Source organism: Janthinobacterium lyxosi, from assembly GCF_051380665.1.
Taxonomy (GTDB): Bacteria; Pseudomonadota; Gammaproteobacteria; order Burkholderiales; family Burkholderiaceae_D; genus Janthinobacterium.
Map to the genome: position 1 here is coordinate 122,738 of NZ_JBNYXM010000012.1, position 21,436 is coordinate 144,173.

The following is a 21,436-nucleotide window of genomic DNA, read 5'->3' on the forward strand; positions in this document are numbered from 1 at the left end:
CAGCGGCGCCGCCGCGTGCTGCCTGCGCGACAGCAGGCGGTGGCGCTGCTGTCGCGGCAACAGGGATGCTCAGGCGGCGCGCAGCAAGGCGGCGCCGTGGCCGCGCACGAGGGGCAGCACTTCTTCACCCACGCGGTACGCTTCTTCCAGGTGCGGCGTGCTGGCCAGGATGAAGGCGTCGGCGCCCAGTTGCACCAGCTCGTCTAGACGTTCGGCCACCTGCTGGTAGCTGCCGACGATGCCCTGCGTCTGCCCGCCGCGCAGCAGGTTGAAGCCGGACCAGATATTCGGCGCCGTGATCAAGTCCTTGTAGCTGTTCAGGGTCGTAGGGCGGTTGCCCCGCTGGCGCGCCGCGCCCACGGAATCGCCGCCGTCCGTGCCGAGGAACTGGCGCAGGGTGGCGGCATCCACGGCCTCGAAACCCTTGCGCACTTCGTCCCACGCCTCTTCCTCCGTGGCGCGCGCCACGATGTCGACGCGCACGGCGCACTTGATCTTGCGCCCCAGGAGCGCCGTCTTTTCATGCACGCGGGCGAATTTCTCGCGCAGCTGCTCGAACGGTTCCAGCCAGGTCAGGTAGTAATCGGCATGCTTGGACGCGGAACCGAGGGCCGCGTCGGACGAGCCGGAAAAATAAATCTCGGGGAAGTCCTGCTCGGACAGGGGCGTGGCCAGGCCCGCGTCTTCCACCTGGTAAAACTTACCCTGGTAGGAAAACGGTCCGCCGCGCCACACGCCGCGCACCACGTCGAGAAACTCGGTGGTGCGCGTGTAGCGGTCGTCGTGGCCGGCCGCATCACCCCACCACAGCTGCGCCGGGCCGCCACCGCCCGTGATCACGTTGTACAGGGCGCGGCCGCCCGTGGCCCGCTGCAGGCTGGCCGTCATGCGCGCGGCCACCACGGGGTTCAAAAAACCGGGCTGGAACGGGATCATGAAGCGGAAGGTGCTCGTTTCACGCGCCAGCAGCGCGGAAATGGCCCACGGTTCATCCGTCATGGGGAAGGACGGGATCAAGCCGCCCTGGAAGCCCGATATCTCGGCCGCGCGGGCAATTTCCGCCAGGTAGTCGATGTAGGTAAAACCGTCGGCGCCGCCCCCACCGAGGCCGGCCTGGCGCAGGTTGTCATTGCCAGGGAACCAGTCGCCGCGAAACGGCGTGCGGGCGCGGTGCGAACTCGGTTCGCCATGCGTGGGGATGCGCCAGAAAAAATCAATTGCCATCAGTGTTGCTCCTTCAGTGAGGTGGATACAGGAATTCAAGCCGCTTGCTGCTGCCCGTTCAGCGCTGCCCGCACGCGTGGCAGCACATGCTCGCCGATGCGGTAGGCTTCCTCGAAATGGGGAATGGCCGCCAGCACGAAACTCGACACGCCCGCCTGCGCGTAGGCTTGCAACGCCGCGCTGACCTGCGCATAGCTGCCGACCAGGGCGCCGCGGGCGCCCGTTTGCGCTTGCGCAAAGCCGGGCCAGAAGGCCGCCCCACTGCCCGCAGTGCTGTCATTCAACGGGGCATCGTCGGGCAGCCCCGCCCCGCTGCGGTAGCGACGCGCGTCGCGCAAGGCCTCGTCGAAGGTTTCGCGGGCCAGCACGTCGATGCGCAAGCCCGCCGCCACCGTGCGGCCCAGCTGCCCCACCTGCGCTTGCAGGCTACCGATGGCCGGCAGCAGGTCCGCCACGGGCGCCGCGTCGAACACGTGCACGTCGGCCTGGCGCGCCGACAGGGCCAGCGCCTCGGGCGACTCCCCCGTCAGGTAGATGCTGTTCACAGGATGGTTCGCCAGCGGGCCCTTGAAACCGCCGTCCTGCACTTCGAAGAACTTGCCCTTGAAGCTGAACGGCGAGGTGTTTTGCACGCCGCGCGCCACCGTGATGAATTCATCGATGCGCGGCACGATATCGGCATCCGGCGCCGCATCGCCCTGGCGCCGGCGCGCTGCCGCATCGCCGCCGTGACCGATCTGCCAGGCGAAGCGTCTGCCCGTAAAGCGCTGAAAGCTGACAGCGTTCTTTGCCGCGTACACGGCCGAACCCCAGGCGGCGTCGAATTCGGCGATCAGCTTTAAATGGCGCGTGCTGCGCGCCAGGTAGCCGGCGACGATCCAGCTTTCATCGCCCTGCGTATCGTGGCGTATCTGAATGCCGTCGAAGCCCGAAAGATCGGCCGCGCGGGCGATCTGGTGCAAGTAATCGAAATAATTGAAGGGCGGACGCGCGCCGCGCGGGTCGCTCACGCCCGGCTGCAGGGGACTGGGCGCGCCTGCAGCCCGTTCGCCGCGGCGCGTGATGCCGGGCGCCGCATAGCGGCCATCGCCGCTGGTGGGTAATTGCCAGATGAATTCAATGGTCATGCATGGACTCCTGTCGTGGGTCGAAGAAAGGGGCTGTACGCACATGGTGATCAATACGCACACAGGCCTGCCCTACCCTCCTCGCAGAAAACATGCCATGCAGCGTGCGCCCGCCAGCGCCCTTCGCTGCTGATTTGGCAGCAATCCGCTGCACCCACGGCAGCAGCGTGCTGCGCGCGCAGCAGCCATGAAAAAAGCCGGAGCCGCATCGCTGCGGTTCCGGCTCCAGGGGATCAGTCATGCGCCTAGTCGATGGCGCCCGCCTTTTTCAGGAACGTGCGCAGGATGTTACGGCTGAGATTGAGGTGCTTCGCCGTGCGCACCTGGTTGCGCTCATTGCGCTCCCACGCGGCGCGCACCAGTTCCTGCTGCATGGCTTCGAATTCCACGGCCTCGCCCGAGTCGAGCAAGGCTTGCCACGCACGGGCAAAGCGTTCGGCCGCCAGCAAGTCATCCTGGCCGGCCGCGCCGTGGGCCGCGTAGGCGATGTCGGCAGCGCCAGCCCAGGTGTCCGGAACGGGGACAGGGGCAGACGCGGGCGCTGGCGCGCGGTGCCAGCCCGACAAACTCAGGTCTTCGGCGCGCACCACGCCGCTGCGGCAGACCAGCAGCGCGCGGTGAATGACGTTTTCCAGTTCACGGATATTGCCCGGCCATGGATACGCCAGCAAGGCTTGCTGCGCATCGAGGCCCAGTTCCACTTCGCCCAGGTGCAAACGCTGCGCATAGATGGCCATGAAGTGGCGCGTCAGCGGCATGATGTCGCCCGGGCGCTCGCGCAAGGGACGCAGCGGCAGGCCGATCACCTGGAGCCGGTAATACAGGTCTTCGCGGAAGCGCCCGGCCCGCACGGCTTCGGCCAGGTCCACGTTCGTGGCCGCGATCAGGCGCACGTCGATGGGGATGGCGCGCCGTGCGCCCAGGCGCACCACTTCGCGCTCCTGCAGCACGCGCAGCAGCTTGACCTGCATCGCCAGCGGCAAGTCGCCGATTTCATCGAGGAACAGGGTGCCGCCGCTGGCCGTCTCGAACCAGCCGGGCTTGCCCTGCTGCGCGCCCGTAAACGCGCCCTTTTCATAGCCAAACAGTTCGCTCTCGACCAGGGTTTCGGAAAACGCGCCGCAGTTAATCGCCACAAAGGTCTGCTCGGCGCGCCCGCTCAAGCCATGCACGTGGCGTGCGATCAGTTCCTTGCCCGTGCCAGTCTCGCCCGTGATCAGCACTGTCGCCTCGCTGGGGGCGATGCGTTCGATCAGCTCATGCAGCTGGCGCGAACGGGGGTCGGCAAAGACAAAGGCCGTGGCGCGCACCAGCAAGCTCATTTGCTGCGGGTCGCGGAAGGCGACCAGCGCCTCGCTGTCGCCGTCATCGCCGGCGCCACGGGCAAGGTGGGCGCTGCGCGCGAAATCGCTGCTGAAGTTGTGGGCTAATAGTTCCATGGGCCGACTATACCGCGCTCCATCTCCAGGCGTGAACGAATGGTGCCGCGCTAGCTTATCCGGATTTTGCATATGCGGGGCGTTGGCCCGAACCTTGCTGCTGCAAGGGAGCAGGCAATGTCGTCTGCCCACCACGGAGCCCCCATGCCAGCACGCCAGCACGCGAGCTTGTCCTGAACATTTTTTTGCAACGCCACGGCCACCATCCGGCCGCCTGGCGCCATCCATCCGCCAGCGACAGCGGCCACGTTCGACAGTTTTTTCATTGCCGACTTCATCGGCCGCGCCGGCGACGTCACACCGGAAACGGGGTGCGCCGCCATCGGCCTGCCCTTCGAACCCTTCACCCTGCTGTCGGCCATTGCCGCCGTCACCAGCCATATCGGCCTGATCGCCACCGTCAATACCAATTACGAGCACCCCTACCATGTGGCGCGCAAATTCAGTTCGCTCGACCACTTGAGCGGCGGGCGCGCGGGCGGGAACGTCGTGTCTTCGTTTGGCGAGCACACGGCGCGCAATTTCGGCATTCCTGAAGCGCGCAGTCACCCTGTCCAAGGCCCTGTGGGATAGCTGGGATGACGATGCGTTCGACCGGCCCGACCGCGCTGGCGGCCAGTTTTACGCGCCCGCACAAGGGCATGCGCTCGACTTCCAGGGCCAGTATTTTGCCTCACATGGCTTGCTGGACTTACCCCGTCCCGTGCAGGGCCACCCCGTGCTGGTCCAGGCGGGCAATTCCGAAACGGGCAGCGAGTTTGCCGCGCGCCAGGCCGAGATGGTGTATTGCTCGGCCACCTCGCTGCCCGTGGCGCAAGCGTATTACGCGGACGTGAAGGGCCGCATGGCGAAATACGGGCGCGAGGAAGATCAATTGAAAGTGACCCCGGGGCTGTCCGTCGTGGTGGCCGAGTCGGACCTGCAGGCGCAAGACCAGTTCGACGAACTGCAGGCGCTGGGTGACTTCAGCAATCTGGAATTTGGCGGTTTTGACTTGTCCGGCTATCCGCTCGACGGTCCGCTGCCCGACCTGCCCTACCAGGCGGGCGAGAATGGCAAGGGGCGCTTCTTGCAGCAGCTGGAGCTGGCGCGCCGCGAGAATCTGACCTTGCGCCAACTGGTGCTGCGCTTTCGCGTGGCGCGCGGCCATCTGCAGGCGATCGGCTCCGTCAAGACGGTGGCCGACGTGATGGAACAGTGGTTCGCGGAACGGGGCGCGGACGGTTTCAACGTCGTGCCGCCCCTGCTGCCACAAGGCTTCGAGGATTTTACGCGGCTGGTGGTGCCGGAACTGCAGCGGCGCGGCCTGTTCCGCACCGAATATGCGGCCAGCACCTTGCGCGGCCATTTGGGACTGGCACGGCCCGCCAACCCGCACACGGTGGCGGGAACGCGGGTCGCCTGAACAGGGCCAGACTAGGCTTGATCGGGATCGAAATGCTTGCGCAAGCCTTGCCAGCACGCGAAATAGTCATTTTGCAGCAGGCCGCCGTCCAGGGCGAACGGCGTGGGCTTGAGGATGGTGCGCGTCTCGAACATGAAGGCCATGGTGTCGCCCACTTTTACGGGGGTGGCCGTGTCGCTGTGCGATGCCTTCTCGAAGGTCTGCGCATCGGGGCCATGGCCGGACATGCAGTTGTGCAGGCTGGCACCGCCCGGCACGAAACCGGCCGCCTTGGCGTCGTATACGCCATGGACCAGGCCCATGAATTCGCTGGCCACGTTGCGGTGGAACCACGGCGGCCGGAAGGTGTGCTCGGCGGCCAGCCAACGCGGCGGGAAGATGGCAAAGTCGATGGCGCCAAACAGCGGGTTTTCGCTGGGCGCCTGCAGCACGAGGAAGATCGACGGGTCGGGATGGTCGTAGCTGATCGAGCCGATGGTATTAAAACGGCGCAAATCATATTTATACGGCGCGTAATTGCCGTGCCAGGCCACCACATCCAGCGGCGAATGGTCAAGCGTCGTGCGCCACAGGTGGCCGCCGAACTTGGCCACCAGTTCGCACTCGCCATCGATATCTTCATACGCCGCGTGCGGCGTGAGAAAGTCGCGGGCGTTCGCCAGGCCGTTCGAGCCGATGGGCCCCATGTCGGGCAAACGAAAAGCCGTGCCGAAGTTTTCGCACACATAGCCGCGCGCCTGGCCGTCCGGCAAGGTCACGCGAAAGCGCACGCCGCGGGGGATGACGGCGATTTCCTGCGGTTCCAGCTCGATCAGGCCCAGTTCCGTGGCGATCGCCAGCCTGCCCTCTTGCGGCACGACCAGCAATTCGCCATCGGCCGAATAAAAGAAGCGCTGCATGGAACGGTTGGCCGCATACACGTGGATGGCGCAGCCGCTCATCGCTTCAGCGCTGCCATTGCCGGCCATCGTCTGCCAGCCGTCGATGAAGTCCACCGGCGCGGCGCTGTCTGGCAGCGGCAGCGGGTCCCAGCGCAGCTGGTTCGGCGGCGTGGGGGGCATGGCGTGGAAATCGCTGACGATGCGGCTATTCTCCAGCAAGGTGAACGGCGGATGCTGGCTGGCTGGACGGATGCGGTACAGCCAGGAACGCCGGTTCTGCGCGCGCGGCGCCGTGAAGGCCGTGCCCGACAATTGTTCCGCATACAGGCCCAGGGGCGCCTGCTGCGGCGAGTTTTGCCCGTGCGGCAAGGCGCCGGGCACGGCCTCCGTGGCAAATTCGTTGCCGAAGCCGCTTTGGTAGCCGGCGCCTATCATGCGCTCACCGCCAGACCGTCGGCAGCGTCGCGCAGCAAGCCTTGTACCACGTCGGCCTGGCCGATGGCGCCCATGGCCAGCAAGGCAAAGCGGGCCAGGAACAGCGGCGAGCGCTGCTCGCCCAGGCCACCCATGGTGTGGCACAGCTCAGTGTAAAGATTGTCCAGTTCAATATCGGTCATGTTGTCTCCTTGTTACTTTGATTGGGCGATGCCGGCCGCCGCCAGCGCTGCCGCCACCTGCCCCGCCTGCACCTGCCGCCAGCGACCCAGCACGTGGCCGTCCGGACGCACGAGGTAAAACGTGCCGGGCCGGGCATCAAACAGCGAGAATACCTGCGCCGTGTGGTCCCAGGCGCACCCTTGCGCCCCGCTGCGGGCGATCGCTACGGTCATCAACGGCAAGATGTCGCACAGCGCCAGCAATTGCGCAGGCACGCAGCCATCGTCGCTGAAATACAGGCCCATGAAAGCGCCATCGGCGTGCGTCACCAGATCAGTAATATACCCCGCTTTTTGCCCGCCGTTGTGCGGCAACGCCAGCGGACATTCCGGCAAGACCGTGCCCGGCGCTGCGTTCGCCATCGACCGCCACCAGCCAGTCCGTGTCGATCTGGTAGGTTTCATTGGGCGTGGCCACGGTGACGGTGGCGCCATCTGCACGCCGATCCACGCGCGTGACTTTCGTCTGCCAGCGGATATCGGTCAGCTCCGGCTGGCGTTCAGCCGCATCGAGCAGGAATTGCTCGATATGGTATTGCGCCAGGTTGATCATGGGCGGCAATTGCTGGTTCGCGTCTTGCGGCATCGTGAAGTGCAGCACTTCCTCGTCGCGGTAAAAGCTGCGCCCTCCCGCCCACGGCAAGCCCTTGGCCAAAAAGCCCTCGAACGTACCCAGGCGGGCTATGACTTCCAGGCTGCGCCGCGAGATGCAGATGGCGCGGCTGCCCGCGCAGACGCCATCGTCCGCTTCGATCAGCACGCAGCGCACGCCGTGGCGGGCCAGGCCCAGGGCCGTGGCCAGCCCCACGGGACCGCCGCCGACGATCACAACGGGCACATGCTGTGTGCCCATGCCAGCAGGCTTGCCAGGCGGATACACTTTCGGCACATGGGGATAGGCAGTGAACAGCCAGCCGGCGGCCGACAGCAGCATGGGCCTGACGATGTGCCAGCGGCGTTCCTGCAAGCGGTCCGAGCGGCGGCCCCACAGAATCATGCCGATGACGGTGCATACCTGCGGGATGGCGGCCAGCAAGCCGATTTTCGTGTTGCTGGCGTCGCCGCTGAAGCTTTTCACTATCAAGGGTGTCCACACGGCCACCATCGCCAGGGTATTGACCAGGCAAAAATAGGCGATGCCGAATTTCAGTACCGTGGGCGAGCACATTTCCGCCATCACCGAGATTTTCTGCTGTGGCGCCACCGGCTTGTGCTCTGCCGCCAGCATGCGCGCCAGCACCTGCTGTTCCAGCTTGCCCAGCCAGTTCGCCTTGCCGGGAGAGTCATCCAGGTAGCCGTACACGGCCAGGCCCAGCAGCACGGAAGGCATGCCTTCCAGCAGGAACAGCCATTGCCAGCCTTTCAAGCCCCAGTGGCCGTCCAGGCCCAGCATCAGACCCGACAGGGCCGAACCGATGGCGGCCGTGACGGGCATGGCGATCATGAACAGGGCATTGGCGCGCACCCGGTAGGCGCTGGGAAACCAGTCGTCAGGTACAGCAGCATGCCGGGCAGGAAGCCCGCCTCCGTCACGCCGACCAGAAAGCGCAGCGCATACAGACTGGCCGGACCGCTGGCGAACAGGGTCGCCGTCGAAGCCAGGCCCCAGGCGATCATCATGCTGCCGATCCACTTGCGCGCGCCGATGCGCACCAGCACGATGTAGCTGGGAATGCTGCAAGCGATGTAGGCGATGTAGAACAAGGTTGTGGCAAAGCCGAACTGGGTGCCGGACAGGCCCAGGTCTTGCATCATGGTCAGGCCGGCGAAGCCGATATTGATGCGGTCAAGAAAGGAAAACACGAACAGCAGGAGCAAAGATCCCAGCAAATGGCGCGATACCTTGCGCATCACCTGCTGTTCCAGCTGGACGGTGGCCGCGTCGAGGACGGGCGCACGGGTGGCGGGGGTGGCCGTTTGGGCGATGGTCATGCATGTCACCATAAGGTGTCACTCTCCCCTTGTTGATTTTATTGGGTGAGAGTTGCCGGATGCTCCGGCTTGCAACACAGTATGCAGACGACTACGCCGATGGCTGTCCCCATTTTGGGGACAGCCATCGGCCAAAAGAACTAGCCGCGTTTCTTGATGGGCACGTTGTCAATCTTCTGGTTGCCATAGCGGAAGGAGCCGTGGCCGCTCCAGTTGTTGTCGGTCACAAAGGTCGCTTCAAACTTGGCCAGGTAGCTGCCGATGGCCGGTGGCGGCACGGACACCACGTATTCGCCGCTCAAGCTGAAGACGCGCGTGGCATTGCCCAGGCCCAGGCCATGCACGGGGCCGCTAACGGGACGGATTACCACGCGGCCATGCGACGGCGCGATCGACTGCGTGATCAGGGCTTCGCCGCTGACGCTGCCGTCGTCGGGATTGTAAAACAGGGCCAGATTCAGGATGGGCGCGCCGGGCAGGCCGAGATTGCCGGCGATCAGATAGACGTGTTCTACCGCATTCAGTTCAGATAAGGACACAATGGACTCCTTCGGGGAATGATTCCTGAGCCATGAAGAGAGAGATCGCGCGCGGCGACAGACACTGGCTATCAGCCTTGCTGATGACGCTACAGCGCATCAACACTCTGCCGCCAGCATAGCCCTTATTTCCATATCAATATGCTCACATTATTGCCTTGAATTTCAGCATTTTTATGCTCTGCCCCCTATGCAGGGTGCGCTAGCATTTATGCGGCATGCGGACTTAGACATAGCGCAAACAATTGACGCTGGCTGGAAATGCCCAGGCATTTATATGCGCGTTTTTGATAGGTGATGACGCTGGACGGCTGCACGCCCATGCTCTCGGCAATTTCCACGGCCGTCAGCCCTTCCAGCACGCCGCGCAGCACGTCGAGTTCGCGCTTGCTCAATTGCGGGCCATGCCGGCGCAGCCGGGCCAGCATCACGGGCGACGCGCCTTGCGCGGGCTGGCCGTTCAGGCTGTAGTGTTTGGCCGCATACGCGATGCCATCGAGCGCGTAGTAGTGGCAGTGGCGCGCGTAGCTGTCGGCGATATCCTGCAAAAAACGCCCGTCGCGCCGGTCGGCCACGGCCACCGTGCGGGGCCGGTTGCCGAATTCATACGCGAAGACCGTGCGCTGGGCGATGGACGCGGCCGCACCGGCCGTTTTCAGGATGGCGCCCGCCATGGCATTCACGTCCGCGTGGCCGATGGCGGCCACCAGATCGAAGGCGCGCCCAAGGTCCAACTGCCCCTCCGCCTGCCGCCGCTCCACCTGCCAATAGCACATGGCCGTCTCCCGTGACGCTTATTGTTGACGCTGCGGCAAGACCCAGTCTGGCCGGATGTAGTGGCAGGTATAGCCGTGCGGCAAGCGTTGCAGATAATCCTGGTGCTCCGCTTCCGCTTCCCAGAACGGGCCGGCCGGCGCCACTTCCGTCACTACCTTGCCGGGCCACAGGCCGCAGGCGTCGACGTCGCGGATGGTGTCTTCGGCCACCAGGCGTTGCTCTTCGTTCGTGTAAAAGATGGCCGAACGGTAGCTCGTGCCGCGATCGTTGCCCTGGCGGTCTTCCGTGCTGGGATCGTGGATTTGAAAGAAGAATTCCAGTATCTTGCGGTAGCTGATGGTGTTCGGCTCGAAAATGATTTCGATCGCTTCCGCGTGCGTGCCGTGGTTGCGGTAGGTGGCGTTGGCCACATCGCCGCCGCTGTAGCCCACGCGCGTGGCGATCACGCCCGGATAGCGGCGCAGCAAGTCTTGCACGCCCCAGAAGCAGCCGCCCGCCAGGATTGCGGTTTCTTTGTCTTGTGCCATGATGTCTTTCCAGTTCTAGTCAGAAGCAGCTATCTTACTCTGTCGCGCGACTTTCTTCAGCGGGCCAGCAAGCGTTTGAGCTGCGCCGCCTGGTAGGCGCCGATGGCGTCGTTGAACAGGCAGCGGATCAAGGGATCGTCGACGATGTCGGCCTCCTCCAGTTCGGCCCGCGCCTCGGCATCGAAAGGGCCATCGTTGATGCGCATATACATCGACGTCAGCGATTCGCCCAGCGCCAGCGCCGCATGGCACTTCACCAGCGGCACCTCGGTGGTCCAGCCCGGCGCCTCGCCGGTGGCGGGCACCAGGTCGATCAAGTCGCCATGCGTACGGTAATGCAGGACGGTGGCCGCGCCGTCGTGGCCATACAGCGACAGCCGCCACAAACGCGGGGCCTGGAAATAGCTATCCTCGGGCAGTTCCATGTCGCGGTAGCGCTCGAGCAAGCCGTTCCGGAAAAAATCGAGCACCAGTGCCATGGCGTCGGCATTCAAGGATGCGAAACGCCGGGCGATCTCGGCGGTGGCTGGCGGAGAAAACGCCGGGCGATAGTCGAAATCGACGTCCTGCGGCCCCACCGGTATCACCCAGGGCAACGGCGCGGCCGGCGTCAAGCCCTGCGCATCGAGCAGCACCGACGTGGAAGGATCGAGGCGGAAGATGTGCGCATCCGGCAGCGCGGCACCGATCTCCTGCGCAAACTGGCGGTAGGTAATCGGGAACATCGCGTGGTTGTACCAGGACCAGTCTTCCTGCACGAACTGGCAGGAACTGGGCACGATGTAACGGGGTGCCAGCGCGCGCAGCTGCGGCACCCAGTCGTCGGGAAATTCGACCGGGCCAGGCAGCGCTTGCGACGGCGCGATGACGGCGATCTCGCGCATGGTCTGGAACGGCCACAGCACCATGTCCCAGGGCGCAAAGGCAGCCAGCTGCGCCAGGGTTTCGGGACCGATCCAGGAATCGACGACGTTAAGCACGTTCAGTCCGGCGGTGCGCACCTGGAACAGCGAGTCCACATCGTCGTCCAGCGCCCGACGCGGGATCACCTCGATGGCGCCCACCCGCACGGGCACGTCGACCTGCAGCCGCTCGACCGCGGTAAAACCCAGGGCGCGCAGCATGACGAACAGTTCGTCGAAGACGCAGTACAGGTAGATGGGCGTGGCGCGGTCGAGCACATCGAGGCTGTCGAGCGAGCAGTGGTCGTCGTGGAAGTGCGAGATGAAGACGGCATCCCAGCGCAGCCGGCGCACGGCATCGAGGTCGAAACGCACGGAGGGGAAGGCGTGGCAGTTACGGCTGAACGGGTTTTCGACGATGGGGTCGAAGGCGATGGCCGTGCCTTCGCATTCGAAGACATAGCCGGCGTGCAGGATGCGGGAGATTTTCAGGGGCATAAACAAGCTACAAATAAAACCCGGTTGGGCAGCGCGCCATGATAGCTGAAAAGGCGGCCGCCCTGCCCCATGTTTACTTAGTACGGATTATTCAGCACATCCATCGCGAAATACGTAAAGATCATGTCCGCGCCCGCGCGCTTGATGGCGCCCAGGGTTTCCTGCACCACGCGGCGCTCGTCGATGGCGCCCGCCTGTGCGGCGAACTTGATCATCGCGTACTCGCCGCTGACCTGGTAGGCGCCGATCGGCAGGCGCGTCACTTCACGCAGGTCGCGGATGATGTCCAGGTAGGCCCCGGCCGGTTTCACCATCAGCGCGTCGGCGCCTTCGGCCTCGTCGATCAACGATTCGCGGATGGCTTCGCGGCGGTTCATCGGGTCCATCTGGTAGGTCTTGCGGTCGCCCTTCAGGGTGCTGCCGGCCGCGTCGCGGAACGGGCCATACAGGCCGGAGGCGAACTTGGTGGAATACGCCATCACTGGCGTGTCATGGAAGCCGGCCGCATCGAGCGCGCTGCGGATCGCCGCCACCTGGCCATCCATCGCGGCCGATGGCGCGATGATGTCGGCGCCCGCCTGGGCCGCGATGACGGCTTGCTTGCCCAGGTTCAGCACCGTGCTGTCGTTGTCGACCGTGTCGCCATGCAGGATGCCGCAATGGCCGTGGTCCGTGTACTCGCAGAAGCAGGTGTCGGACATGACCACCATTTCCGGCACGGCGTCCTTGATGATGCGCGACATGCGCGCCACCAGGCCGTCCGGGTTCAGGGTGTCCGTGCCGTGGCTGTCCTTGTGGTGCGAAATGCCGAAGGTCATGACAGAGCGCAAACCGGCGCGCGCATAGCGCTCAACTTCCTGCGCCAGCTTCGCTTCGGGAATGCGGCGCACGCCAGGCATGGAAGTAATGTCGATGAAATCGCTGGACCCTTCGTCGACGAAGATCGGCAGGACCAGGTCGCGCGGATTGATCTCGGTCTCGCGGAACAGCTCGCGCAGTTGCGGGGTTGCGCGCAGGCGGCGCATGCGCGAAGTGGGGAATTGTGCTGGCATGGGGTGACTGGCTTCAGGTTGAGAACGCCGATAAGTATACGCCGATCACGCCGATTGCGCCGGGCCGCCCGGCAAAAAAGCCGCGCAGGTCAAGAAACGCTTCCGTCTACCTTCATTGCGCGTGCAGCAGGGCAGCCACTTGCCAGCGCATGTCGGCCGCCAGCTGCACCAGCATGACGCCGCGGCGACGCGCATCGGCGCGCTTTTTCGACGCCAGCTGCTCCAGGTCCGGCATCCGGCAAGGGCCGCATGGCAGGCGGTAATTGCCGTCGCTGGTGGTCAGCGCATGCAGTTCCCGCCACGCCAGGTCGTAATCGCAGGAGATGTACCGGCGCCGGCGCCAGTTCAGCGCGATGCGGTTGGCGTTGCTGACCAGGTCAAGGTGGCCGCAGCCGAAAAGGTCGCCCAGGTCGCGCAAGGCGGCCACCATCAGGTTTTTCGGCCGGCAGCCGTGCAGCGCCCGCGTGGCCTCTTTCACCGCCTGCGCGCCGGCGGGCGAGCGCAAGCCCTGCAAGGCGCCCAGCTGGATGACGCCGCCCCCTGGCTGCGGCCGGAACAGGAAACTGGCCAGGTACAGCGGGACGCCGTCGCGCGTCAGGCGCAGACACGGTTCCCCTTCGCGGTGGCTGTCGTGGATGGCCGTCAGCTGCAAGCGGTAGCTGGCGCCATCCTTGGCCTCGATGGTGGCCAGCACCAGCGCGCGCCAACCTGCAACAGGAAGCGGTAATGCCCGCGCAGCAGCTCCACCCTCGCCGCGCAGCCGAAGCGGCGGCTGGCATAGGGTCGGTAGATTTTGTACAGCAGGCTGGGATAGGCTTGCGCCAGCGCCGCCAGGCCCGGCGTGCCGGCAATGAAGGCGTGCCAGCGCGCGCGCTGCACGGGAAAGACCAGCGCGCCCAGGGCGGCCTTGAGGCGGTGGCCATGCTGGCGCAGTGGCACCTGCTGCGGCGCGGCGTTGTCGCCGGTGGCGGTAAAAGTATGCATGCGAACAACTCTGCGACGGGTCTGGATGAACGGGACGCGGCGACGGCCGCAGGCAGCCCGGCACAGGCGGCTGCGCGCACGCATGCGCTCTACGCCGGGTAGAGGGGATGATAGGGGGAGGCGAAGATGAAGGGGGTTACAAGTTGGTAATGTGCCGGCCGACCACTGGCGCTGGCGGCTTAGCGCAGCAGCCGCAATCGCAGCCGCAAGCCCGGCGCCGCATCCTCGATCTCCAGGCTGCCACCATGCAGGGCCGCGATGGCCGCCACGATGGACAAGCCCAGGCCATTGCCGGGCAGATGGCGGCTCTTGTCGAGCCGGTAAAAACGCTGCGTCAGTTTCGGCAGTTCTTCCCTTGGCACGCCGGGGCCGTTGTCGCGCACGGCCAGCCAGTTGCCCTGTTCATCGCTGCCAGTCGACACTTCCACCGTGGCGCCCCGTCCCGCATACTTGATGGCGTTGTCGACCAGGCTGGCCAGCGCGCTGCCCAGCAGGTTGCGGTCGCCGCGCGCCGGCACGCCCTCTCCATACATCTGCACCAGCAGCACGCCCTGCTCGTCGGCCGTGGCTTCATACATTTCCACGATGTCGGCGCCGATCTGCTGCAGGTCGATGTCGTCGAAATTCTCTGGGCGCATGCCCGATTCGGCCGCCGCGATCTGCAGCAGCTTGTCGAACACGCGCGTGAGGTCGTCGATGTCGTCGATGGCCGCCTGCGCCGCGCTCTCGTAGCCGGCCACGCCCTGCTGCTGGCGCAAGGCGCCATCGAGCTTGTTGCGGATGCGGCCCAGCGGCGTGCGCAGGTCGTGCGCAATGGCGTTCGACACGTGACGCACGCCTTCCATCAAGTGCTCGATACGGTCGAGCATGCGGTTGATGTCGCGACTCAGCAAGCCAAATTCATCTTCGCTGGAGACGGGAATGCGTCGACTCAGGTCTCCCGCCTCGATCTCGGCCGCCGTACGGCGGATCTGGCCGATGCGCGCCTCTAGCTGGCGGCGGAACAGCCAGGCACCCGCCACCACCAGCAAGATGGCCACCCCGCCACCATAGGCCAGCGACCGCAGCACCAGGGTGCGGATCGACTTGCCCTCTTCCATGTCGCGTCCGACGAACAGGCGCGCGCCGCCCTCCAGGTCGCGGATCAGCATGCGCGCGGGCACCCTGCGCCCTTCGCGCGTGACGTCGCGGTGCAGCAGGCGGCCCACGGGACTGGCCGCATCGGGCCAGGACGACAAATTGCCGGCCACGCGGCGGGCATCCGCACCCACCAGCAAGAAGATCTCCGTGTCGCTGTCGGTGCGGTCGGTGAGCAGATGGGCGATTTCCGCCGTCGTGCGGCTGCTGCCACCTTGCTGGTACAGCGCGGCAAGGCGCTCCGAGAGCAAGGTCAGCTTGCGGTCCACGCTGCGATCCAGCACGCCGATGGTGCCGAAATAGAAGACGGCGCACACGATGCTGATCGAGACGACCACCAGCACGCCATAGCCGAGCGCCAAGCGGGCCGCAATGGAACGGTGCCAGTTACGCGCCATCGAGCACGCCCAGGGTGTAGCCGACGCCGCGCACCGTGTGGATCAGCGGCGGCGAAAACTCCTTGTCCACCTTGGTGCGCAAACGGCTCACCTGCACATCGATGACGTTCGTCTGCGGGTCGAAATGGTAGTCCCACACGGCTTCGAGCAGCATGGCGCGCGTGACGGACTGGCCCTGGTGGCGCATCAGGTATTCCAGCAGGCGGAACTCGCGCGGCTGCAGGGCGATTTGCCGGTTGGCGCGCGTCACGCGCATGGTGCGCATGTCGAGCACCAGGTCGGCCACCTGCAGCTGCGTCGCTTCGGGCACGGGCGCGGCGCGCCGCAGCAGCGCCTCGATACGCGCCAGCAGCTCGGCGATGGCGAACGGTTTTGACAGATAATCGTCGCCGCCGCTGCGCAGGCCGCGCACGCGCTCGTCGACGCTGGACAGGGCCGACAGCACCAGCACGGGCGTGTTGCGGCCCATGCCGCGCAGACGCGCGACAATGGCCAGGCCATCGATCTCGCCTGGCAGCAGACGGTCAAGCACCAGCGCATCCCAGTCTTCACCGCAGGCCAGGCGCATGCCGTCGATGCCATTGTCGCAGGCGGTGACGTCGTGGCCCGCCTCGCGCAGGCCGGCACAGATATAGCGGGAAGTTTCGGCTTCGTCTTCGATGACCAGGCAGCGCACGGGGAATTCCTTGTAAAGATCGGGACAGCAAATAGGCGCAGCATACGCCAGGCACGCGCCACTTGCCAGCCCCGCCACGTGCCCGTGCCCGTGCCGCCATGGGACATTCCCGGCTAGTTACATTTTCCGCGCAGCTTGGCGATCGCCACGAAGGGCAAGGCATACACGCCACCGATGGCGAGCGGACCGATGCCGGTGGGCTGACGCTTCAAGCCGTCTGCGTGCAAGCAGTCGGGCACCTTCGCCTCGGCAAAGACGGCGGCAAACTGTTCATATTTCCGCTCGGCGCGTATCGTCACCTGCTGCATGGCCGGCTGCGGCTGCGCGTCGCGCGCCTGCGCCTCTTCCGCCAGCACCGTGCGCACTGCATCGCGTATCATCGATTGCGTCAGTTGCGGCCCCGGTCCTGGTAACGCTCCCGATACCGGCACCCCGTCAAGCGCTTGCGCGCCGGCTTGCGCCGCGAGGCACAGCCAGGCCACAGTGACAAGCTTGCATACCATTTTCATCGTCATCACCCATGCATGCCAAGTTTATAATATTTCCCATAATATAGCAGCATTCGTGCGCGCCGCCGCGTGCGGCGAACGATGGCAGGGTCGGGTACAATACAGCCTCGACAAATGTTTGGCCGCGCCCGCGCGCATATTTCCGGCGCCGCCCCGATTGCCGCGGCCTGCATAGCCACCACTGCAACTAACGAACAGCAGGCACGCCCGGCGCGCGCCACAGACAAATACAGCCATGAAATCGACCCACTCTCTCGCACTGGCCATGGCCATCACCTGCGGCAGCGCCGCCGCCGCAGACACCAAACAAAGCATGTTGTTCGATGAAATTCCCATCGGCAGCTGGAGCACCTCCGCCGAACTGGGCGCCATCACCACCTCGGGCAATACGGTCGGCACCTCTGTGACGGGCAAGATCGACGCGCGCCAGGAACTCGATGACTGGAGCAACCAGTACATCTTCAGCGGCTACTTCAAGGAAGATGAAACGACGAACGACGACGGACAAAAAGTGCGCGAACGCTCGGCCGAACGCTTTTCCGCTTCCGCCAAGGCCGCCTACAAGCTGATGGCCGACCATGAAAAACTGTTCGTGCTGGCCTCGCACGTGAACGACAAGTTCGGCGCCTATACCAAGTACTCGACCCTGGCCGTCGGTCATGGCTCGCGCTGGTACCAGTCGAGCGACAAGAGCGTCGACGTGGAAGTCGGTCCTGGCTATTTCAGCGGCACCAACGACACGGGCGAATCGGAACACGGCCTGACGGTGCGCGGCGCGGCCGCCATGAAGTGGAAGATCAGCCAGTCGGCCATGTTTACGCAGACGATCAGCGTGGAACGGGGCACCTCGAACACCCACTCGATTGCCGAAACGTCCCTCAGCACGAAAATCAACGGCACCATGCAGATGAAGGCCGCCTTCAGCGCCCGCAACGATACGCGCGTACCGGACGACAAGAAGAACACGGATACGCAAACGTCGCTCACCTTGGTCTACTCGTTCTGAGATGCCGGCCACGCTGATGCAGCGACTGCGCCTGGGCGCCCTCCTTTGCGCCGCGGCGCTGCTGAGCGGCTGCGCCGCCGTCACCGTCAGCGCGATCTCCCCGGCCGACTACCTGCAGCAGCGGCGCGGCGACATCCTCACCACGGGCAAGCTCAGTGCCTCGGCCAGCGAGGTGCTGCGCATTATCGGCAGCGACATCGCCGCCTGTGTAGCCAATACGGGCAGCTGCCGCGCCGACCTGGCCCGCTCCGATCTGCTCAGCGACGAGCAGCGCCTGGCCACGCTGTCCGAATTGTGGCTGGAAAGCGCCCTGGCAGAAGAGAAGCAAGGTGGCCACGCCAGCGCCGAATTGCTGGCCGCCTGGCTGGAATCGGCCCGCTACGCCTATGCCTACCTGTTCTACACGACGCGCACGCCGGGCCAGCGCGCCTTCGAGGAGCGCCAGACACAAATACGCGACTACTATAACTACGCCGTGCAAAAGGCCGTCGGCAACCTGTTCCGCCACCGCGGCGAGTATCGCCCCGACGGCCATGTGATCCGCGTCGCCGGCTGGCAGATCGACAGCGAATTGTCGGCCCTGCGCCTGCCCGAGAACGGCACCCTGCCCGAAGAACTGCTGCCGGCCACCTCGCTGTCGTTTTCCGGCCTGCGCAATGTGTACCGGCGCGACGGCTTCGGTGCCGACCTGGTGGCCGTCATGCCCAAGCCAAACGCATCGAAAGGCGAGTATGTGCCCTACCAGGAAACCCGCTTCCCTGTCGTCACGGCGCTGATCCGCTTCGACGGTAACAGCCTGCAAGAGGTATTGGCCACGCAGCAGTTGATGGTGATGCTGGTCGACCCGACGCGCAGCGACTCGACGCGCATGGCGGGCCAGGAATTGCCGGTGGCGGCCAACTTCACGGCTGGCTATGGCTTGTGGCTGGCCCGCTCCGGCTTTGGCGTGCAGGCACTGCGCACCCTATTCGGCCGCGCCGACGGCATTTCGCGCCCGCAGGTGCACCTGATGCAGCCCTATGACCCGAACAAGCGCACCATCGTCATGCTGCACGGCCTGGCCAGCAGCCCGGAAGCGTGGATCAATGTGGCAAATGAACTTATGGGCGACGAGCAGCTGCGGCGCCGCTACCAGATCTGGCAGGTGTACTACCCGAGCAATGCGCCGCTGGCGGCCAACAACGTCGCCATCCGCCAGGCGCTGAACGCGACGCTGGCGCAGTTCGACCCTTCGACCAAGGTCGCCGCCGCGAACGACATGGTCTTGATCGGCCACAGCATGGGCGGCGTGCTGGCGCGCCTGATGGTGTCCGATGCCAGCAACACCCTGCTCGACGCCATCACGGAAGAATACAATTTGAAGGGCAAGAAGGCGGAAAAAGTACGCGCCGGCCTGGCGCCCTACCTGAATTTCACGGCCATGCCGCAGGTGAACCGCGCCATCTTCATCGCCGCGCCGCATCGCGGCACCTCGTTCGCCAACCACAAGGTGGCGCGCTGGATCGCCAACCTGATCACACTACCCATCACCATGCTCGACCAGTTATCGGACGCCGCCGGCAGCCTGGCGCAGCTCGACACGGGCAGCAGCGAACCGCTGCGCATCCCCAACAGCATCGATAACCTCAGCGACAAGGACCCGTTCGTGCGCCTGGTGGCCGACCTGCCCATCAGCCCGAAAGTGCGCTACTACTCCATCATGGGCAACGACACGCCGGACCTGCCCCTGCTTGAATCGAGCGACGGCGTAGTGCCCTACGCCAGCGCCCACCTCGATGGCGCGCTGTCGGAAAAAGTCATCCCGTCATGGCACAGCGTGCAGGAAAGCCCGCAGGCCATCCTGGAGATACGGCGGATTTTGCGGCTACCTGACAGCCAGCCTTAGGCCCCGTCACGTCGGCAAGGCCGCCAGCGCAGTAGCGGCCACAGCCAGCGCCGTCTCCGGCGGCGTGCCGTCTTCCAGGTGCCAGGCCGCCGACAGGCCGGCCCACGCGGCGCCCCACGCCAGCAGGCGTGCACGCTCCAGCCCCGCCGCATCGGCGATCAGCGCCACCTGCCGTTGCAGCCGGCCCGGCGCCGTGGCCAGCGCGCCATCCGGGTTGCACAGGATATTGGCGAAGTCAAAACCCCGCTCGCCGACATAGCCTTTCGGATCGATGGCCAGCCAGCCGCGCGCGCCGCCATCGAGCACGTTCTCGTGATGCAGGTCGCCATGCAGCACCACGCTGTCCTGCGGCGCCGCCAGCAAATCCCGCGCCACGGCGTGGCATGCGGAAAACACGCCGCCGTGCGCGGCGGCGGCGTCCAGAGCGGAGAAGCAGCCGGACAAGGGAGTAAGGGGCGGCGCCGTGGGCCGCAGCACATGCAGGCGTGACGCCACGGCGCACAGGATATGGGTGGCCGCCGCGTCGCCCTCCTCGCCCGTGCGCGCCAGCCTGGCCAGCGAACGGGAACCCATCGCCCGTTCGAGCAGCAGCGCATCGCCATCCGTGGAGGCGGCCAGCACGCGCACGGCGCCGTCGCCATCCCACCAGCGCAGCACGGCGCCGGCGCGCCGCTCATCGTCGCCAGTCGACAGCTTCAGCATGGCCGGCTGACCGCCCTGCAACACGGGCAACAGGCATGCGGCGTGCGTGTGCAAGGGCATGCCATCGGCTTGCAATGACCATTGTCGGAGATAGTCGGCAATGCGGTTCTGGTAATCCATGGGTAATCCTGCGATGACAGTCAGGACGCCACTATAAGGGACACGCCAGCGAGTAGTCCGTTCACGCCGGCTCGCGCCACTTGTCCTTGATCTCCAGCATGGCCGGCAAGTGTTCCACGAACAGCGCCAGCAACTGCGGGTCGAAGTGCGTGCCGCTGTCGCGCTGCATGGTGGCGATCGCGTCTGACACCGTCCAGGCGGGCTTGTACGGGCGTTCGCTGGTGAGGGCATCGAAGACGTCGGCGATGGCGACGATGCGGCCTGCGTGGGGGATTTCCTCGCCTTTCAAGCCTTGCGGATAGCCGCTGCCATCCCATTTTTCGTGGTGCGTCAGGGCGATGGTGCGCGCCATTTTCAGCAGGCCGCCCGCGTGCTCGCCGATGATGGCCGCGCCGATTTCCGCGTGGCTGCGCATGACCTTCCATTCTTCCGCATCGAGCTTGCCCGGTTTTTGCAGGATGGCGTCGGGGATGCCGATCTTGCCCACGTCGTGCATGGGGGCCGCGTTGAGCAAATCTTCCGCATGCGCCGTACTGTAGCCGGCCGCCAGCGCCAACTGGCGCGCGTAATAGCTCATGCGGATGACGTGCATGCCCGTCTCGTTATCCTTGTATTCGGCCGCCTGGCCCAGGGTCTGGATCACCTGCAGGCGCGAGCGGCGCAATTCCTCGGCATCGACCAGCGACAGGTGCGTGCGCACGCGGGCGCGCACGATGGGCGGGCTGACGGGCTTGGTGATGTAATCGACGGCGCCGGCGTCGAAACCGTCCGCCTCATCCTTCACGTCGCACAGGGCGGTGACAAAAATGACGGGAATGGACGCAGTGGCCGGCATGGCTTTGAGCTGGCGGCACACCTCGTAGCCCGTCATGGCGGGCATCATGATGTCGAGCAGGATCAGTTCGACGGGGTTGTTCTGCACCAGTTCCAGCGCCTTGTCGCCATCCTTGGCATACAGCAGGCGGTAATCGTCCTGCAAGATCTGCCGCAGCACCTGCAGATTCGTCGCTTCGTCGTCCACCAGCAGCAGGATCGGTTTGTCTTCGTGTAAGGTCATCGT

20 protein-coding genes and 3 pseudogenes are annotated in these 21,436 nt (G+C 65.4%); 3 read left to right on the plus strand and 20 right to left on the minus strand.

Annotated elements, in window-relative coordinates; genetic code table 11:
• Positions 1-69: 69 nt before the first annotated feature.
• From ACQ4WP_RS15055 to ACQ4WP_RS15065, 3 genes are all read right to left on the minus strand, one after another.
• Positions 70-1,224 carry an LLM class flavin-dependent oxidoreductase gene (locus ACQ4WP_RS15055; protein WP_436521910.1) on the minus strand — a complete coding sequence of 385 codons (1,155 nt, stop codon included), beginning with the start codon at positions 1,222-1,224 and terminating at the stop codon, positions 70-72.
• A gap of 35 nt (positions 1,225-1,259) precedes the next feature.
• On the minus strand, positions 1,260-2,351 hold the full coding sequence (locus tag ACQ4WP_RS15060) for an LLM class flavin-dependent oxidoreductase (RefSeq protein WP_436521912.1): 1,092 nt from the start codon (positions 2,349-2,351) through the stop codon (positions 1,260-1,262).
• A gap of 245 nt (positions 2,352-2,596) precedes the next feature.
• Positions 2,597-3,790 carry a sigma-54 interaction domain-containing protein gene (locus tag ACQ4WP_RS15065; protein ID WP_436521914.1) on the minus strand — a complete coding sequence of 398 codons (1,194 nt, stop codon included), beginning with the start codon at positions 3,788-3,790 and terminating at the stop codon, positions 2,597-2,599.
• Positions 3,791-3,963: 173 nt separating this feature from the next.
• Between ACQ4WP_RS15065 and ACQ4WP_RS15070 the strand changes: the two are divergent.
• Positions 3,964-5,195, plus strand: a pseudogene (locus ACQ4WP_RS15070) (LLM class flavin-dependent oxidoreductase).
• Between the two features lie 11 nt (positions 5,196-5,206).
• On the opposite strand, the gene hmgA reads toward ACQ4WP_RS15070, so the two are convergent.
• The 15 genes and pseudogenes from hmgA to ACQ4WP_RS15145 all read right to left on the minus strand — a co-directional run bounded on the left by hmgA (position 5,207) and on the right by ACQ4WP_RS15145 (position 16,669).
• Positions 5,207-6,511 carry a homogentisate 1,2-dioxygenase gene (hmgA, locus tag ACQ4WP_RS15075; RefSeq protein ID WP_436521916.1) on the minus strand — a complete coding sequence of 435 codons (1,305 nt, stop codon included), beginning with the start codon at positions 6,509-6,511 and terminating at the stop codon, positions 5,207-5,209.
• Entirely contained in the window at positions 6,508-6,693 is a 186-nt protein-coding gene (locus ACQ4WP_RS15080) for a hypothetical protein (protein WP_436521918.1), read from the minus strand. The genes hmgA and ACQ4WP_RS15080 overlap by 4 nt, the downstream gene beginning before the upstream one ends.
• 12 nt (positions 6,694-6,705) lie before the next feature.
• The gene (locus ACQ4WP_RS15085; RefSeq protein ID WP_436521920.1) at positions 6,706-6,978 is read right to left on the minus strand and encodes a hypothetical protein; all 273 of its coding nucleotides are present in this window, start codon (positions 6,976-6,978) and stop codon (positions 6,706-6,708) included.
• Between the two features lie 76 nt (positions 6,979-7,054).
• Positions 7,055-7,666, minus strand: a pseudogene (locus ACQ4WP_RS15090) (FAD-dependent oxidoreductase); the annotation flags it as partial.
• Positions 7,667-7,684: 18 nt separating this feature from the next.
• A pseudogene (locus ACQ4WP_RS15095) lies at positions 7,685-8,676 on the minus strand (MFS transporter); the annotation flags it as partial.
• 128 nt (positions 8,677-8,804) lie between these two features.
• A complete protein-coding gene (locus ACQ4WP_RS15100) occupies positions 8,805-9,203 on the minus strand; it encodes a DUF1842 domain-containing protein (RefSeq protein WP_436521922.1) in 399 nt (132 codons plus the stop codon).
• Between the two features lie 209 nt (positions 9,204-9,412).
• Positions 9,413-9,979: a helix-turn-helix transcriptional regulator gene (locus ACQ4WP_RS15105; protein ID WP_436521924.1), complete on the minus strand. Its 567-nt coding sequence runs from the start codon at positions 9,977-9,979 to the stop codon at positions 9,413-9,415.
• 18 nt (positions 9,980-9,997) lie between these two features.
• The gene (gene msrA, locus ACQ4WP_RS15110) at positions 9,998-10,507 is read right to left on the minus strand and encodes a peptide-methionine (S)-S-oxide reductase MsrA (RefSeq protein ID WP_436521926.1); all 510 of its coding nucleotides are present in this window, start codon (positions 10,505-10,507) and stop codon (positions 9,998-10,000) included.
• A 56-nt stretch (positions 10,508-10,563) separates the two neighbouring features.
• Positions 10,564-11,907 (minus strand): MBL fold metallo-hydrolase, encoded by a 1,344-nt coding sequence (locus tag ACQ4WP_RS15115; RefSeq protein ID WP_436521928.1) that lies wholly within the window; start codon positions 11,905-11,907, stop codon positions 10,564-10,566.
• Positions 11,908-11,984: 77 nt separating this feature from the next.
• Positions 11,985-12,959, minus strand: coding sequence for a porphobilinogen synthase (gene hemB / locus ACQ4WP_RS15120; protein ID WP_436521930.1), 975 nt, complete (start codon positions 12,957-12,959; stop codon positions 11,985-11,987).
• Positions 12,960-13,071: 112 nt separating this feature from the next.
• Positions 13,072-13,653: a DUF535 family protein gene (locus ACQ4WP_RS15125; RefSeq protein ID WP_436521932.1), complete on the minus strand. Its 582-nt coding sequence runs from the start codon at positions 13,651-13,653 to the stop codon at positions 13,072-13,074.
• On the minus strand, positions 13,602-13,943 hold the full coding sequence (locus ACQ4WP_RS15130) for a DUF535 family protein (protein ID WP_436521934.1): 342 nt from the start codon (positions 13,941-13,943) through the stop codon (positions 13,602-13,604). Before ACQ4WP_RS15130 ends, ACQ4WP_RS15125 begins: the two co-directional genes overlap by 52 nt.
• A gap of 179 nt (positions 13,944-14,122) precedes the next feature.
• Positions 14,123-15,478, minus strand: a complete 1,356-nt coding sequence (locus ACQ4WP_RS15135; RefSeq protein ID WP_436521936.1) for a sensor histidine kinase — start codon at positions 15,476-15,478, stop codon at positions 14,123-14,125.
• Positions 15,468-16,154, minus strand: coding sequence for a winged helix-turn-helix domain-containing protein (locus ACQ4WP_RS15140; protein ID WP_152253375.1), 687 nt, complete (start codon positions 16,152-16,154; stop codon positions 15,468-15,470). Before ACQ4WP_RS15140 ends, ACQ4WP_RS15135 begins: the two co-directional genes overlap by 11 nt.
• Before the next feature lie 113 nt (positions 16,155-16,267).
• On the minus strand, positions 16,268-16,669 hold the full coding sequence (locus ACQ4WP_RS15145) for a hypothetical protein (RefSeq protein ID WP_436521939.1): 402 nt from the start codon (positions 16,667-16,669) through the stop codon (positions 16,268-16,270).
• Positions 16,670-16,898: 229 nt separating this feature from the next.
• On the opposite strand from ACQ4WP_RS15145, the gene ACQ4WP_RS15150 reads away from it, so the two are divergent.
• Positions 16,899-17,669 (plus strand): DUF481 domain-containing protein, encoded by a 771-nt coding sequence (locus ACQ4WP_RS15150; RefSeq protein ID WP_436521941.1) that lies wholly within the window; start codon positions 16,899-16,901, stop codon positions 17,667-17,669.
• Between the two features lie 16 nt (positions 17,670-17,685).
• A complete protein-coding gene (locus tag ACQ4WP_RS15155) occupies positions 17,686-19,554 on the plus strand; it encodes an esterase/lipase family protein (protein WP_436521943.1) in 1,869 nt (622 codons plus the stop codon).
• Between the two features lie 6 nt (positions 19,555-19,560).
• On the opposite strand, the gene ACQ4WP_RS15160 is transcribed toward ACQ4WP_RS15155, so the two are convergent.
• Together ACQ4WP_RS15160 and ACQ4WP_RS15165 are read right to left on the minus strand one after the other, a co-directional pair.
• Positions 19,561-20,376, minus strand: a complete 816-nt coding sequence (locus ACQ4WP_RS15160) for an aminoglycoside phosphotransferase family protein (RefSeq protein WP_436521945.1) — start codon at positions 20,374-20,376, stop codon at positions 19,561-19,563.
• 61 nt (positions 20,377-20,437) lie between these two features.
• A complete protein-coding gene (locus tag ACQ4WP_RS15165; RefSeq protein ID WP_436521947.1) occupies positions 20,438-21,433 on the minus strand; it encodes a response regulator in 996 nt (331 codons plus the stop codon).
• Between the last annotated feature and the right edge of the window lie 3 nt (positions 21,434-21,436).